Below are 16,769 nucleotides of genomic sequence, written 5' to 3'. Positions count from 1 at the left end.
ATTGCCAGTAATACAGCCCTTCACGACCAGAAAGAGAAAACTGTTTATCTAACAATCAACGCAAGACCCCAAAAGCGCGAACTCTATCACAAAAAAGAATCTTGAGATTAAGGTATTCATTGTACCCCTTTGCATTCAAGCAAGCGACGCCAATCTATAGGCTCAGGCTTACATTAATATTGCAAACCACAAACCCTTGCGCTTTGCACCAACATCTCTAGCAAATACCTTAAGAATAAATGTATGCAAGGAAGATGCCCTACTTTACAAAGCCAAGAGAAGCAAAAGCCTAAGAGCACTAAGAAGTCAAACGACGGTCTACTAGAAACACTACAACAGCCTATATGACATAGACCACATAGACACAACAGAAGCTTTAATTTGAAATTAACGAGCAAAAACAAAAAAACCGCCTATTAGGCGGTTTTTTTGTTTTTGAATAATGGCGGAGAGGGAGGGATTCGAACCCTCGATACCTTGCGATATACGCCCTTAGCAGGGGCGCGCCTTCGGCCACTCGGCCACCTCTCCACAAATCTAAGACATTAGCGTCTCAGAGGGTCACGCATAATAGCAGCAAAAATTAAAATTTCAACGAGTAAAACGAGGAATTTAAAGTTTTTTATTTACTACAAAAGTCACGCCTAAAAAGCGCGACTAAAACATGAACAGAAGGGTTAAGATCAAAACAATTTGAACTTAAGAATTGCCACCGTCAGTATTACCTGACTGTTTTTCAGCCTGAATACGCTGATAAATTTCTTCGCGATGTACTGCAATTTCTTTTGGTGCATTAACACCAATACGAACTTGGTTACCTTTAACACCTAAAACAGTGACAGTAACATCATCACCAACCATCAACGTTTCACCAATCCTGCGAGTCAGAATTAACATCTGTAGCCCCTTTTATTCCGTTCCATAAAGGCGTCTAGTACTCATATGTACCGAGCCTATAAGCTGGCACTTTCGCGCCTATGACTGCAGCAAAGAAAAGCCTTTACTGCAAAGGTTTATTAAGTTGTAGCACGGTCTAGATAGGATCTCCAACCGCACCGATTTAACATTAAGCCTCAGCTTCTTTATCAAGACCAAAGCTTGTGTGAAGAGCTCGCACAGCCAACTCAAGATAACGCTCATCAATAATGACAGAGATCTTGATTTCAGAAGTGCTGATCATCTGAATGTTAATGCCCTCGTCAGCCAATGCTTTAAACATCTTAGAAGCAACACCGGCATGAGAGCGCATACCTACACCCACAACACTAACCTTTGTAATACTGTCATCCACGTCAACAGAAGCGGCGTTCAGGTCAGCAGCAATCTTTTCAACAATAGCTTGAGCCTTACTAAGCTCTGTACGATTAACAGTAAATGTTAGATCGTTTGTTTTCTTATCGGCAGAGGTATTCTGCACAATCACATCGATCTCGATATTCGCATCACCCACAGCCGAAAGGATCTGCGCCGCAACACCTGGAGCCTCAGGCACACCCAAAACGGATACTTTTGCCTCATCGCGATTAAATGCTATACCGGAAACAACAGGTTGCTCCATAGTCGAATCTTCCTCATCTAAAGTGATCAACGTACCCGGCCCCTCTTTAAAGGTAGAGAGTACGCGTAATGGAACCTTGTACTTACCAGCGAATTCAACCGCCCGTATTTGCAGTACTTTAGATCCCAAGCTCGCCATTTCGAGCATTTCTTCAAAAGTAATTTGTTCTAAGCGCTGAGCTCGAGCAACCACTCGCGGATCCGTCGTATAAACACCGTCTACATCGGTATAAATCTGACACTCATCAGCGCCCAAAGCCGCCGCCAAAGCGACGCCTGTTGTATCTGAACCACCGCGACCGAGGGTGGTGATATTGCCACTCTCATCAACACCCTGGAAACCTGCAACCACCACAACACGACCTGCATCGAGGTCGTCATGGATTTTCTTGTCATCGATCTCTTGGATGCGCGCTTTAGTATGCGAGCTATCAGTAACAATACTTACCTGCCCACCGGTATAAGAACGTGCGTCATAGCCAATGTTTTTAAGAGCCATACATAGCAAAGCGATGGTAACCTGTTCCCCAGTAGAAACAAGCACATCCATTTCGCGAGGATCAGGCTGATCCTGCATTTCATTTGCCATGCCGATCAAACGATTGGTTTCGCCGCTCATCGCTGAAACAGCCACCACCACGTCATGACCTTGGTCTCTAAAACCAGCCACTTTTTTGGCTACGTTCTGAATTTTTTCTATTGTTCCGACAGAGGTACCGCCGAACTTCTGAACAATCAAACTCATCAGTATGTAAATCCGCAATGCATTTCGGGCTTAATTACCCTGTTTACAGCCAGTGCTGTAGAAACGGGCGCCAATTAAACACGATATACAGGCTAAAGTTAAGTAAAAGCGCGTATCAGTAAGGAAACGCGCCAATATATTAATTAAAGAGCCTCAAACCACTTAGCAACACTTGCCATCGCCGCAGGTAGAGCCTGTACATCCGTACCGCCACCTTGAGCCATATCAGGGCGACCACCGCCTTTACCACCAACCTGAGCAGCAACCTGCTTCACCAGATCACCAGCCTTGATGCGGTCAGTTGCGTCTTTACTGACGCCAGCAACCAATGCAATTTTATCGCCATTCACTCCAGCAAGCAGTACTGCAGCACAACCTAGCTTGTCTTTTAGCTTATCAACTGTTTCACGCAAAGACTTGTTATCGGCCCCCTCAAGGGTTTTGACCAATAACTTAACTCCTTTGACCTCAATCGCTTCAGCCAACCACTGATCAGCAGATGCTGAAGCCAGTTTTGCTTTTAAAGCAGCAAGCTCTTTCTCCGATGCTTTATTTTGCGCAAGCAATACATCGAGCTTTTCAACAATTTTATCGTTTGATGCTTTCAGCTTTGCCGCAACCAAGGACGTGGTTGCTTGCAGCTTTTTCACCTCATTTAGGGCTTGCTCACCCGTAACAGCTTCAATACGACGAACCCCTGAAGCAATACCACTTTCAGAAACCAAATGGAAATAGCCAATGTCGCCAGTGCGGTCAACATGAGTACCGCCACAAAGCTCAACAGAAAACGCCTCTTCGCCCATGCTAAGCACACGAACTTCATCACCGTATTTCTCGCCAAATAATGCCATTGCGCCTTTAGCTTTGGCTTCATCCATGTCACAAACTGATGTTTCTACAGGCGTATTGGCACGGATTTGTGCATTAACCATGTCCGAGATCAAAACTAACTCTTCAGGCTTAACCGCTTCAAAATGGCTAAAGTCAAAACGAAGACGCTCGGAGTTATTTAAAGACCCTTTCTGGCTAACATGCTCGCCCAGCACCTTACGTAAAGCGGCATGTAATAGATGCGTAGCACTGTGATTGCGCTCAGTCGAATAGCGTACAGAAGCATCAACCTGAGTTTGAACTTGTTCACCTAGCTTAATAACGCCTTCGACCACACGGCCAATATGTAAGTGGTTATTACCGCTCTTTTGACAATCAAGCACTTCAAAACGAGCTGAACCGGTGCTAATAAAACCAGCATCACCAACCTGCCCGCCTGACTCTGCATAAAAAGGCGTCTGCTGCAAAACGATAACTGCGTCATCACCGGCTTCAATTAGCTCAACAGCATCCGAACCTTTAAATAAGCCTGTAATATCGGCTTTAGAGTCAAGTTCACTGTAGCCTGAGAATTCGGTCTGACCTTCAATAGCCAGATTCGCAGTGTAATCAACCTTAAAGGCACCCGCTTCCTTCGACTTCTGCTTTTGCTCCTGCATAAGTTTTTGGTAGCCATCCATATCCAACTCAAGACCGCGCTCACGTGCGATATCATTTGTCAGATCAACAGGGAAACCATAAGTATCATAGAGTGTGAAAACCACATCACCAGCAATTACCTTGCCCTCAAGCCCTTTGAGCTTGGCATCTAAGACCAACATGCCTTTATCCAGTGTTTTGGCAAACTGCTCTTCTTCAGCTTTTAATACTTTCTCAATTTGAGCTTGAGATGCGCGCAGCTCTGGATACGCCTCGCCCATCTGCTCGACCAAAGCGCCAACCAACTTGTAAAAGAACACGTCCTTTTGGCCCAACTTATTACCGTGACGAACAGCGCGACGAATAATTCGACGCAAAACATAACCGCGACCTTCATTGGACGGTAATACATCATCACAGATTAGAAAGGAGCAAGAGCGAATATGATCTGCAATCACTCGCAAAGATTTTTCTTCAAGATCGTGACAACCAACAATACCTGCCGCGCTTTTTAACAAAGCCTGAAACAAGTCAATCTCGTAGTTGCTGTGTACTCCTTGAAGCACAGCCGCAATTCGCTCTAAGCCCATGCCCGTATCAACAGAAGGCTTAGGTAAAGGAATAAGCTCGCCACTTGCCTGGCGCTCAAACTGCATAAACACCAAGTTCCAAATTTCAATATAACGATCTAAGTCATCATTTTCAGATCCAGGAGGTCCACCCGGCACATCGGCACCGTGATCATAGAATATTTCAGAGCTAGGACCACAAGGGCCGGTATCGCCCATTTGCCAGAAGTTATCTTCATCTAAACGAGAAAAACGCTCGGGGCTTACGCCCATTTCTTTAATCCAAATATCAGCAGCTTCATCATCACTGATGTGCACCGTCACCCATAAGCGCTCTTCAGGCAACTGCATAACTTCAGTTAAAAATTTCCACGCAAATTTGATCGCATCACGCTTAAAGTAGTCACCAAAACTAAAGTTACCCAACATTTCAAAAAAGGTGTGGTGACGCGCGGTATAACCTACGTTTTCTAGGTCATTGTGCTTGCCACCTGCACGCACACAGCGCTGCGAACTGGTAGCACGAGTGTAATTGCGCTTGTCATCGCCAAGGAAGACATCCTTAAATTGGACCATGCCCGCATTGGTAAATAACAAGGTCGGGTCATTACCAGGCACCAAAGAGGAGCTTGGGACCACTTGATGGCCTTGAGATTTGAAAAAATCCAGGAAAGCCTGGCGAATCTCAGCACTTTTCATTTTCTTCGCTTACTACCGTAGTTAGATATAGGGATCTATTGCATAGACAGGGAGCCTTCTGTAAAGGCCTTTCCTGCTAACAAATGAATATGGAGGTGAAAAACCGTTTGCCCAGCTTGCTCACCATTATTGATACACACACGAAAGGCATCACCAACACCAAGCGTACGGGCGATATCACCCACTTTTAGCATTAGCGAACCTAACAAGACTTTATCTTCTGCGCTGGCATCGACCAAACGAGGAATCGGCTTGCGAGGAATAATCAGTACATGTGTAGGCGCCTGAGGCTGAATATCGTTAATACAAATACAATCATCGTCTTCATAAACAATGTCAGCAGGTATCTCACCGGCCATAATTCGTGTAAAGATCGTCACTTCAGCAGACATAAGGCTCTCCGTGTTCTTTTAGAACTTAGTGCTTGTATTTGTCTTTTTCGTCATCACTCAAAACCCTCGCTTCGGACTCGAGCATCACCGGAATACCGTCGCGAATGGGATACGCGAGACCACTAGCTACACAAACTAACTCGGCTCTATCTGTGTCCAACTCAACAGGAGCTTTGGTAACCGGACAAACAAGGATACTGAGCAAACTTTTATCGATCATTTGTATTCTCGGACAAATAAAAAGCGGGATTGTACACGCTCACGAGGCCTAAGACTAATAGCGCCAAAGCCAAATGGGCCTCCAGCTACCAATAAGAGTTATGGTAGCGGTTCTGGCTTAGCACTTGGTAATAACAAGGCAGGATCTAAGCGCTGATCAAACCAGTTAATACGCCAATCTAAATGAGGGCCTGTCACTCGCCCTGTTGCGCCAATCTCACCGATCAACTGCCCCTGTTTAACCTCCTCGCCTAGCTTGACGTGAAGTTGACTCAAGTGAATAAAAGTCGATGACACACCACGGCCGTGATCCAAAATTAAGGTGCCACCGGAGTAGTACATATCTTTGTGCGCCAAACTCACCAAGCCATCAACGGGTGCAAATACGGGCGTCCCCGTTGGTGCTGCGATATCAAGCCCATAATGCGGGCGTTTAGGCACACCATTAAATACGCGCTGACTGCCATATACCCCACTTATGCGCCCCTGAGCAGGCCACTTAAAGCCCTGCTGATAGGCAACTACCTCGGGCCTATCTAATTCTCGGGCTTTGCGCACCTCGGCGGCATCCTCGCTAATTCGAGCACTTACTTCCTTAGGCGGGCTCACGTATTTCTTCGCAACCCCATTAACCTCTTGCAAGTCATATTGGCGCTGTAGCACAGTAAAGCGCTTAAGCTCTGACTCGCCATTCGCTCCTACTAAGGTCACTTCCAATTGCGGCTCTGCATCACGCCCAAGACCAAAAACGAACTGCCCTTTAGCATCAGGCTTTAGTGTTCGCCCTAACACGCTCAACTTCACTGCATCCGTCTTACCTGTTAACAGGGCACCCTGCTGTAAATCTTGATCAAAGTGAATATCAAGAGCACCGGCAGACAACGCAAAACCACAAGTAAGTAGCAACATAAAAGAAGAAAACAAACGATTCAAAATAAACCTCTTGAACAATATAAGGCAGGGAAGGTCACAGACTAAACAAGTAAAGATGTTCAGCTACAGAAAAACTGAGTGCTAAACTAGTGCTCCATTTTTGCCGATCAAAGAAAATAAGCAAAGCCTTATCTCGGATACAGGATAAAAAGTATAACCATGAGCAAAGCCACATTATTTATAAGCCAGCCCCTCTTGAAGCAAAGCCCTCCAGTAAGGTTCTTGCTTACCCTTGGTATTGCGGCTTTCTTTCTAACTCTACTAAGCACAAGCGCAAGTGCCGACTCAAACAACGAAAAGACCTTGTTTACCGCAAGTTACGAGGGCCGTCACAGTGGCATGAAGATAGGCATGGTTCGCAGCCTTAAAAAAGACGCTAAGGGTTATGCTCTTAGTGCCAATGCAAGTAATTTCCTAGGTAAAATCAATGAGTTAAGTCGCTTTACACTGACCAACAAGCAACTAATCGCACAGCATTACAACTACGAGCGCAGCATCTTTGGTAAAGGCAGCAAACAACGCATTCGTTTCGACTGGCAAGCAAACAAAGCCTACTACCGACGAGACGACAAACCTCAGAAAAACAAAGACTTTGATATTAAGCTTGGCACTTTAGACCCCTCTCTTTATCAACTAAAGCTACAACAAGAGGTCGCCCAAGGGAAAAAGCACTTTGAATTAGAGTTTGTTAAAGACAGCAAGGTAAAAACGCTTGAATTTCACCAAACGGGCCTGACAAGCTATGAGCTCAAAAACCAAGAGCTAGAAGCCATTCAGGTAGAGCGTATAAACAAAGACGATAAAAAACAGACGCTTATCTTACTGGCACCCAAACTCAACTACCAAATTGTAAAAATTGTTCACACTGAAGAAGATGGTTCGAGTCACACCATCAAACTGAAGGACTATCAAGGTGACAACACAGCGATGAAGGAGTTTTACCAAGCTATTGAGTAAAATAGCAACCACACTGCCAGCGTTAAGCTGGCAGTCACAATTTAGGGGCCAAGCTAAGGGAAAGCATATGTGCTGATAAAAGCAAAAACGGTGAAATAAACGCCACAAATTTCTAGACCAAATAGCGATAAGCAGCTGATGCTTACTCCTCAAGGACTTAAAAGACTGTATTTCAGCAGGCCCCTGGTGCACAACAGTTAGCAACCGCTAACGCAGAACAAAACATAGACACAAGGCCTAATCGCCCCCCTCTCAAAACTGTGCGCTCGTTCCCTCAAACAGACACAAGCAACATAAAAAACGATTCTAAGTAACACACTTTTTTAGAGCGGAAAGTTGGCGCAAGATACATCATACTTTCCAATAACAGAGGTTGTGATGTTTATGAGCCAGCACCTAGACAAAAAAGTATTCACTCGCCCGCTTCACTTTGCAGGCTTTGTAATGTCTATTTGCCTAAGCTGTGCTAGCCATGCATTCAACATCAATTTCAGTAACCCAGAAAGCCAACACTACCGCAATGCAACGGAACTTATGCCAACGCACTTAATGGATGATGAAACACTCTATTTAAGCGCGCAAGCAGTACGTGAAAGCACCATGAGCCCAGCTCAAATACAAGCCCAACGCTCTTGGCTCTGCAGCTATCGCGCAGGCCGTATGGATGGAATGCAAGCGGCAAGAGAAGTGCTGAAGCTTGGCTTACAAAACCTCGTGCCAAAGCTTTACAAACGAAGTCCGAGAACAACCGAAGAACAAGCTAGAATCAAAACCCGCCCTGCGCTTCTAAATTTAGATAATTACGCTTTAAACTTGAGCAGCAATAAGGCCGTTCTTAAATTTAGCTACCACTTCGACTAACGCCTTACTTGACCCCTTAAGCCCTCAGGCAGCTTATTTACGAGAGCCCTGCCCCTGCCAAGCAGTTAAGTTCGAGTAAAACTAAATAAGTCATTCTCTTCTTCTCTCAGTTTTTTTACTATGGCGCTCCCAACACATAAGAGCACAATATGAGCAGCACCTCCCCCCCAAAGACGACAGACTACCCACCGGCATCACTGTGGAAGCGCTTAATGGCAACACTTTATGATAGCTTGATACTCGCTGCCGTAAGCTTGCTTTATTTTGCTTTAGCAACCGCTGTATTTAGTTTGTTATTAGGGCAAGAGGCAAAGGATTTCCAACCCAATGCTCAAGGTTTGAGCGTGCAAATAGGTTGGGGGCTAAGCCTGTTTGCCTTTTATTGTTTCTTTTGGCTGCGAGTCGGCCAAACCGTTGCAATGAAAGCTTGGCGCTTAAAGCTGGTCTCCACAAACAATAAACCACTAAGCATAGCTCGCTGCGCCCTAAGAGCCTTGGTAGCCATTGTCGGACTCGCCTGCTTAGGCCTGGGATGGTGGTGGGCCTTAATCGACCCGAAAAAACGCTGTCTTCATGATATTGTCAGCCAGAGCCATATACTGCAGTTACCCAAAGGCAGCTAGAGAAATAGCGACCTTATTCAGCTCGCTTTAGCAAGATCCAACCAAAAATAAAACAGAAAAGGATGGGTACAAGCACCGCATAGACCGGAGAAAACCCCATAATGATCGACGTTGGGCCAAGCAGTTTTTGTGAGGTCTGAAAGATCAGCCCTACCAATACACCGACAAACACCCTAAACCCCATAGTCACTTGTCGTAAGGGCCCTAGAATAAAAGAGATCGCAATAACCACAAGGCTTAATGTTGCCATCGGCTGTAAAGCCTTTTGCCAAAAAGCGAGTTTATAGCTACTCGAGTCGACATTTTGCTTATCTAGATAACGACCATAATCATATAAGCGCTTCATAGGTAGCTCATCAGGCTCGAGCACTAATACATTCAATAAAGAAGGGCTCAACTCACTACGCCAAACACGTGTCTGCAACAAGTCCGTTTCGACTTGATCAGCCTGAAAACGACTGACAGTAGTATCCTGCTCAAACCAGTGATCGCCTTGGTGAATTGCCGTATCGGCAAAACTAGACTCCAATAAACGCCCCTGCTCATCAAAACGAAAACGGGTAATACCAAAGAGCTTACCATTAGGAAGCACCGCATTAATGTGGATATACTCATTACCCTCTTTACTCCACAAGCCCTTTTCACTTTGCAAAGCCTTGCTGTGGCCTTGAGCTAAGGCACGCCGGCTATCTGCATATTGATCACTATAAGGTGCAACAAACTCTCCCAGAACCGTACCAAAGGCAACAAGTAATAAAACCGGTTTAAATACAACCCAAACAATTTGGGTAATACTGATACCGGCAGCGCGCATCACGGTTAACTCACTGGAGTTGGCGAGCATCCCCAGACCAATAAGACAGCCCACTAAGGCAGATAAAGGAATGTAGTCATAACAACTGGAGGGCACATAAAGCAGCACATAAATAACCGCCTCTAATAATGTGTAATCCCCCTTTAAATTGCCCAACTGATCAATAAGATCAGACACCAAATCTAAAGACAGAATCACAAAAAGAACGGCGGCCGTTGAGGCAAATACAATCCCACCAACATAACGACTTAACTGCTTCATACTTGCGCCTCCCTGTGCTTAGGAGACTTTAAAGATAAACGCAGACGAGGCCAGAAGAACATCAACAAACCTAAAGCTAAAAAAGCAGCATGCACAAGCCAAAGCACAACAACCGTAGGCTCATTGGCTTTTTCAGTCATGCCTCGAGCTGCATTCACAGCCACAAGGTAAATCATATACAGCAAAATAGCGGGCACCAGCTTGCCATAGCGGCCTTTACGCGGCTGAGTTCGACTCAAAGGCACCGCCATAATAGCAATGACCATAACTAACACAGGCAAACTTAAGCGCCAATGCAGAGCCGCCTTCGCTTGCGCATTATCACTACGCCACAAGGCAGCTGTTGTCATCGCATCACTGGCCTTTTTAGCCTTCACATTAAAGTCTTGATCAGGCAAGCGCTGAGCATATTGTTCAAATGCAACCACTTCGTAGTTACCGTCACCTGGGCGACCAACATAACGGCGGCCATTTTTTAACAGTAAATATTTGCGCCCTTTTTCAACATCAACCAATGTTTCACCGGACTCAGCCATTAAAATCGTGGGCACATCATCGCCACCTTCTTTTGCTAGCTGGGCGATAAACACTTGCCCAAGACGCTGTTTGTCATCACTGATCGAACCTGCATAACTCACTCCACGCCCAGCATCCAACTCATGAAAGCGAGCAGGTTTTAAGGTTTCAAAATCGGTACGGCTGCGCTGCTCGGCTAATAAGGTCTCCGAAGCCCTAACCCCTTCGGGGCCAAGCACCAAACTAAAAATCGCGACAAGTAAAGCTACAGCAAAAGATGTAATCAAGGTGTAAGTCAGCAGGCGATTCTCTGACACACCACACGCTGATAGCACCGTCATTTCACTGTCCATGTGCAAGCGGCCATAGGCCATCATAATGCCAATAAACAAACCAAGAGGAAGGATCAATTCCAAATACGCAGGTAAACGAAAGGCCATAAGTGTTAATAAAACACCTGCATCAATGCCACCCGCCGCAGCCTCAGCCAAATAGCTAACAAAACGTGCACTGATAATGATCAGCAACAAAACCAAACTGACGGCAAACATCGAAGCCAGCACTTCTTTGGCGAGATAACGAAATATAATCAAGGTTTAGATCCTAAAGCCTTCTGACGGTGAGGCGTGCGCCATTTTAGAGCCTGTCTAGACGAAAGCCAACGATTTCGAAAATAAACACAAACGAGCTCAGACGGCACACAATACAGGCCAAGTTGCCCCACATGCGGGGCTCTGTGCTATTCTGCGCGCGACTGAACCAGCGAGAATACCTATGAGTTTTATTTACAGCAGCAAAAGTGTAGACATCGGCTCACAAAAACAAGCCGCCTCTTTAGTTCTTAACCTTGGCAATAAACTGCATGCCGAGGCTAAAAAACTAGACCAGCTTTGCCAAGGTTATTTTTCTGAACGACTTAAACAAAAAGCACTAACGACTAGTAAGTTGCACTCTCTGAGCCTTAAACAAGGCCCAGAATTACAGCACCTCCATTTAGTGTTACTAGAAGACAAAGGCGCCTTAGCTATACGCCAACAGCTAAAAACGCTTGCCAAAAGCCTTACCGCTGAATCGCATAAAGAGCTGCATATTTTTGCAGATAATGAGCTTGTTGAGGCCTTGGGTGGCGCTTTAGCGTTTGCCAATGCTCTTAGCCAGGCTTTTGATTACTCACATTATCGCTACGACAGCACCTTAAGCAAAAAAGCGGCGTCAACCCAGCTTAAGCGCATTGTCATCAACGCCACCGATGCAAAACAAATTAAAGTGTTTCGCCAAGGCTTAAAGCAAGGCCAAGCAATCGCATCTGGTCAAAACTTATGCCGTGAGCTTGGCAATCTTCCTGGCAACTACTGCACCCCAGCCATTTTAGGTGACAAAGCCAAAAGCTTAGCGGGTGAAAATAGCAAGTTGAGCGTAAAGGTGCTTGGCCTAAAAGCCATAGAGCGCTTAAAAATGGGCTCGTTTCTCTCTGTCGCAAAAGCAAGTAGCGAAGAGCCACGCTTTATTATTTTTGAATACAAAGGTAAAAGCACCGGCAAACCAACGGTTCTTGTCGGCAAAGGCATCACTTTTGACACCGGCGGCATTAGCTTAAAACCTGGTGCGGGCATGGACGAAATGAAATACGACATGTGTGGTGCAGCCTCTGTATTTGGCTGCATCAAGGCACTTAGCGACATGAATGCCAAGGTTAATGTCGTAGGTATTATTGCTGCTGCCGAGAACATGCCTGCAGGCAACGCCAGCAAACCTGGTGATGTGGTCACCTCGATGAGTGGGCAAACCATTGAAGTATTAAATACAGACGCTGAAGGTCGCTTAGTACTTTGTGATGCACTGACCTATGCTGAGCGCTTTAAACCTAAAGCAGTAATCGACATAGCCACACTCACAGGAGCCTGTGTCATTGCTCTAGGCAGCCACGCAAGTGGTCTTTACGCCAATCAGCAAGAGCTTGCCGACAAACTTCTAGAGGCAGGCATAGAAAGCGGCGACCGAGCTTGGCAGATGCCTTTATGGGAAGAATACAGCAAGCAATTAAAGAGCAACTTTGCTGACTTGGCGAATATCGGTGGTCGTGAGGCCGGCAGTGTTACAGCAGCCTGTTTCTTAGAAAAGTTCGCCAAGGCCTACCCTTGGGCCCACCTTGATATTGCGGGTACTGCTTGGAACAGCGGTGCACAAAAAGGCGCCAGCGGCCGTCCTGTTGAATTATTACTGACCTACTTACTCAAGCACGCTTAAGAGCAATGACCCGAATTAGTTTTTATGTTTTAAGTTCAGAGCAAGAGCAGCAGCGCCTGCTCTTTTGCTGCAAACTTGTAGAAAAAGCAGTCAACCAAGGCAAGCGTGTCTTAATCCACGTTAATGACGCCGAAACAGCCGAGCAGCTTGATGATTTATTATGGAGCTTTAAACCCGAAGCCTATCTTCCTCACGCAATTATAGGCGGCGAGCTTGACGATGAATTACACGAGCTGCCTATAGCGATTAGTAGTGGTCAAGATTGTGAACTTCACCACGACGTACTGGTCAATCTAGCCAACGAACTCCCGCCTTGGTTTGCTCGATTTGAACGTTTTGCCCAAGTCATCAATCAGCAACAAGAGCTACTACAAGCCTCGCGTAAACACTATAGCTTCTTCCGTGAGCGCGGTTATCCGATTGAGACCAACAAACTAAACCACTAGTATTCTCTATAACACTGTACAACTTGCACAAAGCCCACGGACAGCACACCTGCAATGAGCCAAGATAAACCAGCAACCAAAGAAAACCTACTTCAAGAATTGGAATCCATTAGAAGCTTCTTAAATGATGAGCTTAGCGATGATGATATTCCGATCCTCACCTCCGTGGCCGATAGTGAGATTCTGGAAAAGAAAGGCGGCACAACAATAAAAACAGACAACGCAGAGAGCAACAATACTGAACTCGAACCTGATTTTATTCTTGACGATGAAGAGGAGCTCGAGGGTTTCACTGCGAATACAGACAACGCCATCATTAGCGCTCGCGAGGAAGACGGTGATCTGCAAAGGCAAACATCACTATTTGATGACGAGCTCCTTCAAACCGACAAAGAAAGTGGCTCTCTAGCGCACTCAGACCCTCAAGATACGAAGCAGCAAACACGCGCACAAAGCCGTCGCCAAAAAAAGCTCGCGCGTAAAAAAAATCGCAAAAATCAAAAGGCCTTGCCTGCCGCACAAAGCAGTGACAACCCGTTTTTACCACCTCACATACGAGAGCGCTTAGGTAAGCACAAAGAAATCATCAACGAAATACAGGGCCATCCTCGCTTACAGCCAACAATAGAAGAGCCGATAAACAAGTTCGAAACAAGCATAGAAAGCAGCCCCACCCTTGCAACAACAGAATCAACTGAAAGCAAAGCCGCAGCTAGCAGCACTGACAATGACGCCTTGATAGAACAGGCTATATCAGAATTCATGCCGGTCATTGAGCGCCGCCTACGTGAGCTACTTATCGAAAAACTCAAACACAACGAAATCAACAGCTAGCATGCTAGCTACAAGTAAGCCGAGCTAATCTGCCCTCCACTATTGGAATGCGGCACAAGAAAAAGTATGCTTCGAGCATCACAATTTGACCTCTAATTAAGCGACGATGAATTTACTAGCAAAACTGTTTGGCCAAAAGAAAAATAAAACAACGAATACGCCAGTTAGCGAAGCTAAAACTGCTGTAATCCAATGGCAACAACAAAGCATTCAAGAGCAGTTGCAACTCAGCAGCCAAAGCTCAGCAGAGCAAAAGAACATTCGCTGCCACCTAGCAAAGCTAGTAGACCAACAAAAGCTTGAGCTCACAACGCTAGAGGCAACACTCACAACAAGGACAGATATCCTTGCTATCTTGTCCTATTGTGAAAGCCCCGATACGACCAACAGCTATCTTCAATCGATTGACTCGGGTGAATATGCTGACTTGTGTGCAGCGCAATCAGGCCCTCAGCGCGCCTTGCTGATCGAACTTATTAATAATGAAGGCGAGCTACGCAAACTCGAAAAACAATTACGTGGGCACGATAAAACTCACCTGCGCATAGTAAGAGACAAAATCGATCTCATCAAAGCTGAGCGCCAAGAACAAGAACAAGCCGAACAAGAAAAAAATCAATTTTTAAATGAAGTTGAAGCTCATACCCAAAGAGCCTTTGGCGCAGACTTTATTGCACAGTTTGAGCGTTTAAAACGCAAGCAAACGCGCCTAAAAACAACATTAAGTGAACAAGAGCAACAACGCGTTGACGAACAATTTAAGCATTGCCAAGGCATCTGTGAGCAAGCGCAATTAGAAGCCCAACAAAAACAAGGCGCTACCGATGAAGAAAAAAAGGAAGCGGTAGACACAGCCGCCAACGACGCTCAAACACAAGAAACCAATAACACAGAAACGAAAGAAGACGCTCCCGCCCCAAGCCCTACAGCAGAAGAGTTGGCCTTAGCCAAAGAAAAAGCCGAAAAAGCGAAAGCAGAAAAGGAGCAACAAAAAGCCAAAAGAGCCGACGAAGACAAACTGCTAATCAGTTTACGTAAGGCCGCAAGTGCAGCTCGCAACGGTCAATTAAAGCGTGCCGTAGCAATGCGCCATCAAGCTGAACGTGAAATAGAAGCACTTAAAGAGCGCTTTGGCGATCTTTCAGCCTATATTCAGAAGCAAGTAGACAGCAGTAACGAAGCCGTGCAAAAACTCGCTGATTGGCATAGCTATGCCAGCCTGCCAAAACTAGAAGCGCTGGTAGAGAAGATTAAAAAGCTCGCTGAATCCCCATTAAATGCGGAGGCGCAAGCAGAGAAAATAAAGCAACTGCAAGACGAATGGAAACTGCTTAGCAAAGGCAGCGACGGCCAGTATCAAGAGCTGTGGGAACAGTTTAAAGGCGCCGCGGATAAAGCTTACGAAGTATGTAAAGAACATTACGACAAGCTCGATCAGCAGCGAGAAAACAACGCTAAAGCGCTTAAAGAGCTATGCCAACAACTCAGCGACTACCACCAACAATACAATTGGGACAAAGCCAATTGGACTGATGTTGAGTCCCTACTCAACAACGCGCGCCGAACCGAACGAGAGCTTCGCCCGCTACCGCGCAAATTACAAAAAAGCCTACAAGAAGAAACAACAAGCGCGCTTAATGCTATCGAAGCCAAGGTTCAAGCTTGGTGGCAAGCCAATAAAGAAGCCAAACAGCAATTAATTAATAGCTTAAAACCCGTTGTAGAGCACCCAGAGCTACAGCACGCTGTTGATATCGCCATTAAATTGCAAAAACAGTGGAAGGACATTGGCCGCTGTGAGCGCCGTGAAGAACAACGCCTTTGGAAAGAGTTCCGCCAACTTTGTGACTCTGTTTTTGAGCGTCGCAATAACGCCCGCGACGAGCAAAAGGCAAGCGAACAACAAGCTAAACAGCAGGCTGAAAGCATCTTAGAACAGGCTCAAAACCACCTAAATCTAGAGGCAGATGAACTCAATAAAAAGCACACAGAGCTTGAAGAACTGCAGCAACAACTTCACGCCATCGAAGGCCTAGACGAGCGCAGTAGCCGCCAATTAATAGGCAAATTCGATAAAGTTATCAGCCAAATAGACAACAAACTCAGTAAAAACAAAGAAAACAAACAACAGCAGCGCTGGCAACGTATTTTTGAATTAAAGCTTGCCGCTAACGATGCCGCACTTAGCCAAGACAGCTCAGCACTGGATGCCATTAAACAGCAACTAAGTGAAGAGCAAAACCTGCCTAAGAGCAGCCAAAAAAGCCTGCAAAAGTGGCTAAATAATAGCGATTTAAACCAAGACTCTAGCGATAAAGCATTGCGTTTATTGTGCATACAAGCCGAGGTTCTCGCAGGCATTGATAGCCCAGAAGAAGACAAAAGCTTGCGTATGGAGTTTCAGATGCAACAGTTACAGCAAGGCAGTCGCGGCGCTTTACCAGATGCAGAGCAACTGGCTAATCACTGGCTAACGACCCCTCTGCTCGACCAAGCGCAGCTAAATACCCTACAAGAACGCTTCTTAGGCGCTTGGCAAAACCTAGCGACGCCTCAGGGCTAAAAACAAAACCAAGCTATGAATGCAGGTGCTTGAGTAATTCGGCACCTGCAAGTTTGAGAATAC

General features: G+C 45.8%; 15 protein-coding genes and 1 tRNA gene. 7 read left to right on the top strand and 9 right to left on the bottom strand.

Annotated features, from left to right (window positions below; all coding sequences use genetic code 11):
- Positions 1-443: 443 nt before the first annotated feature.
- The 7 genes from AB1S55_RS10495 to AB1S55_RS10465 form a co-directional block, all read right to left on the bottom strand.
- Positions 444-531: transfer RNA gene (locus tag AB1S55_RS10495), tRNA-Ser, on the bottom strand.
- Positions 532-699: 168 nt separating this feature from the next.
- On the bottom strand, positions 700-897 hold the full coding sequence (gene csrA, locus AB1S55_RS10490; protein WP_370978048.1) for a carbon storage regulator CsrA: 198 nt from the start codon (positions 895-897) through the stop codon (positions 700-702).
- A gap of 169 nt (positions 898-1,066) precedes the next feature.
- Positions 1,067-2,302, bottom strand: coding sequence for an aspartate kinase (locus AB1S55_RS10485; RefSeq protein WP_370978047.1), 1,236 nt, complete (start codon positions 2,300-2,302; stop codon positions 1,067-1,069).
- Between the two features lie 143 nt (positions 2,303-2,445).
- Positions 2,446-5,040, bottom strand: a complete 2,595-nt coding sequence (alaS, locus tag AB1S55_RS10480) for an alanine--tRNA ligase (protein ID WP_370978045.1) — start codon at positions 5,038-5,040, stop codon at positions 2,446-2,448.
- Between the two features lie 35 nt (positions 5,041-5,075).
- On the bottom strand, positions 5,076-5,432 hold the full coding sequence (locus tag AB1S55_RS10475; protein ID WP_370978043.1) for a histidine triad nucleotide-binding protein: 357 nt from the start codon (positions 5,430-5,432) through the stop codon (positions 5,076-5,078).
- Between the two features lie 25 nt (positions 5,433-5,457).
- Positions 5,458-5,652: a Trm112 family protein gene (locus tag AB1S55_RS10470; protein WP_370978042.1), complete on the bottom strand. Its 195-nt coding sequence runs from the start codon at positions 5,650-5,652 to the stop codon at positions 5,458-5,460.
- A 98-nt stretch (positions 5,653-5,750) separates the two neighbouring features.
- The gene (locus AB1S55_RS10465; RefSeq protein ID WP_370978040.1) at positions 5,751-6,584 is read right to left on the bottom strand and encodes a M23 family metallopeptidase; all 834 of its coding nucleotides are present in this window, start codon (positions 6,582-6,584) and stop codon (positions 5,751-5,753) included.
- A 159-nt stretch (positions 6,585-6,743) separates the two neighbouring features.
- On the opposite strand from AB1S55_RS10465, the gene AB1S55_RS10460 reads away from it, so the two are divergent.
- The 3 genes from AB1S55_RS10460 (at position 6,744) to AB1S55_RS10450 (ending at position 9,025) form a co-directional block, all read left to right on the top strand.
- Complete coding sequence (locus AB1S55_RS10460) at positions 6,744-7,541, top strand: DUF3108 domain-containing protein (protein WP_370978038.1); 798 nt, start codon at positions 6,744-6,746, stop codon at positions 7,539-7,541.
- Between the two features lie 384 nt (positions 7,542-7,925).
- The gene (locus AB1S55_RS10455) at positions 7,926-8,402 is read left to right on the top strand and encodes a hypothetical protein (protein ID WP_370978036.1); all 477 of its coding nucleotides are present in this window, start codon (positions 7,926-7,928) and stop codon (positions 8,400-8,402) included.
- Positions 8,403-8,551: 149 nt separating this feature from the next.
- Positions 8,552-9,025 carry an RDD family protein gene (locus tag AB1S55_RS10450; RefSeq protein WP_370978035.1) on the top strand — a complete coding sequence of 158 codons (474 nt, stop codon included), beginning with the start codon at positions 8,552-8,554 and terminating at the stop codon, positions 9,023-9,025.
- 13 nt (positions 9,026-9,038) lie between these two features.
- Here AB1S55_RS10450 and lptG read toward each other — a convergent pair whose 3' ends face one another.
- Entirely contained in the window at positions 9,039-10,100 is a 1,062-nt protein-coding gene (gene lptG / locus AB1S55_RS10445; RefSeq protein WP_370978033.1) for an LPS export ABC transporter permease LptG, read from the bottom strand.
- A complete protein-coding gene (gene lptF / locus AB1S55_RS10440; RefSeq protein ID WP_370978031.1) occupies positions 10,097-11,209 on the bottom strand; it encodes an LPS export ABC transporter permease LptF in 1,113 nt (370 codons plus the stop codon). Before lptF ends, lptG begins: the two co-directional genes overlap by 4 nt.
- A gap of 181 nt (positions 11,210-11,390) precedes the next feature.
- Here lptF and AB1S55_RS10435 point away from each other — a divergent pair, with 181 nt between their 5' ends.
- The 4 genes from AB1S55_RS10435 to AB1S55_RS10420 all read left to right on the top strand — a co-directional run bounded on the left by AB1S55_RS10435 (position 11,391) and on the right by AB1S55_RS10420 (position 16,706).
- Complete coding sequence (locus AB1S55_RS10435) at positions 11,391-12,863, top strand: leucyl aminopeptidase (RefSeq protein ID WP_370978029.1); 1,473 nt, start codon at positions 11,391-11,393, stop codon at positions 12,861-12,863.
- Positions 12,864-12,868: 5 nt separating this feature from the next.
- Positions 12,869-13,309: a DNA polymerase III subunit chi gene (locus AB1S55_RS10430; protein WP_370978027.1), complete on the top strand. Its 441-nt coding sequence runs from the start codon at positions 12,869-12,871 to the stop codon at positions 13,307-13,309.
- 54 nt (positions 13,310-13,363) lie between these two features.
- Positions 13,364-14,143 carry a hypothetical protein gene (locus tag AB1S55_RS10425; protein ID WP_370978025.1) on the top strand — a complete coding sequence of 260 codons (780 nt, stop codon included), beginning with the start codon at positions 13,364-13,366 and terminating at the stop codon, positions 14,141-14,143.
- 106 nt (positions 14,144-14,249) lie between these two features.
- Entirely contained in the window at positions 14,250-16,706 is a 2,457-nt protein-coding gene (locus AB1S55_RS10420; RefSeq protein WP_370978023.1) for a DUF349 domain-containing protein, read from the top strand.
- The last annotated feature ends 63 nt before the right edge of the window (positions 16,707-16,769 follow it).

Source organism: Agaribacterium sp. ZY112, from assembly GCF_041346925.1.
Classification (GTDB): Bacteria; Pseudomonadota; Gammaproteobacteria; order Pseudomonadales; family Cellvibrionaceae; genus Agaribacterium.
This window is presented reverse-complemented; position numbering and strand designations above follow the sequence as displayed.

Excerpts from the sequence above, each read along its gene's own strand:
- AB1S55_RS10435 (WP_370978029.1), top strand. The coding sequence starts at position 11,391 with ATGAGTTTTATTTACAGCAGCAAAAGTGTAGACATCGGCTCACAAAAA.
- AB1S55_RS10470 (WP_370978042.1), bottom strand. The coding sequence starts at position 5,652 with ATGATCGATAAAAGTTTGCTCAGTATCCTTGTTTGTCCGGTTACCAAA.
- alaS (WP_370978045.1), bottom strand. The coding sequence starts at position 5,040 with ATGAAAAGTGCTGAGATTCGCCAGGCTTTCCTGGATTTTTTCAAATCT.
- csrA (WP_370978048.1), bottom strand. The coding sequence starts at position 897 with ATGTTAATTCTGACTCGCAGGATTGGTGAAACGTTGATGGTTGGTGAT.
- AB1S55_RS10455 (WP_370978036.1), top strand. The coding sequence starts at position 7,926 with ATGAGCCAGCACCTAGACAAAAAAGTATTCACTCGCCCGCTTCACTTT.
- AB1S55_RS10450 (WP_370978035.1), top strand. The coding sequence starts at position 8,552 with ATGAGCAGCACCTCCCCCCCAAAGACGACAGACTACCCACCGGCATCA.
- AB1S55_RS10425 (WP_370978025.1), top strand. The coding sequence starts at position 13,364 with ATGAGCCAAGATAAACCAGCAACCAAAGAAAACCTACTTCAAGAATTG.
- AB1S55_RS10475 (WP_370978043.1), bottom strand. The coding sequence starts at position 5,432 with ATGTCTGCTGAAGTGACGATCTTTACACGAATTATGGCCGGTGAGATA.
- AB1S55_RS10430 (WP_370978027.1), top strand. The coding sequence starts at position 12,869 with ATGACCCGAATTAGTTTTTATGTTTTAAGTTCAGAGCAAGAGCAGCAG.
- AB1S55_RS10485 (WP_370978047.1), bottom strand. The coding sequence starts at position 2,302 with ATGAGTTTGATTGTTCAGAAGTTCGGCGGTACCTCTGTCGGAACAATA.
- AB1S55_RS10420 (WP_370978023.1), top strand. The coding sequence starts at position 14,250 with ATGAATTTACTAGCAAAACTGTTTGGCCAAAAGAAAAATAAAACAACG.
- lptG (WP_370978033.1), bottom strand. The coding sequence starts at position 10,100 with ATGAAGCAGTTAAGTCGTTATGTTGGTGGGATTGTATTTGCCTCAACG.
- AB1S55_RS10460 (WP_370978038.1), top strand. The coding sequence starts at position 6,744 with ATGAGCAAAGCCACATTATTTATAAGCCAGCCCCTCTTGAAGCAAAGC.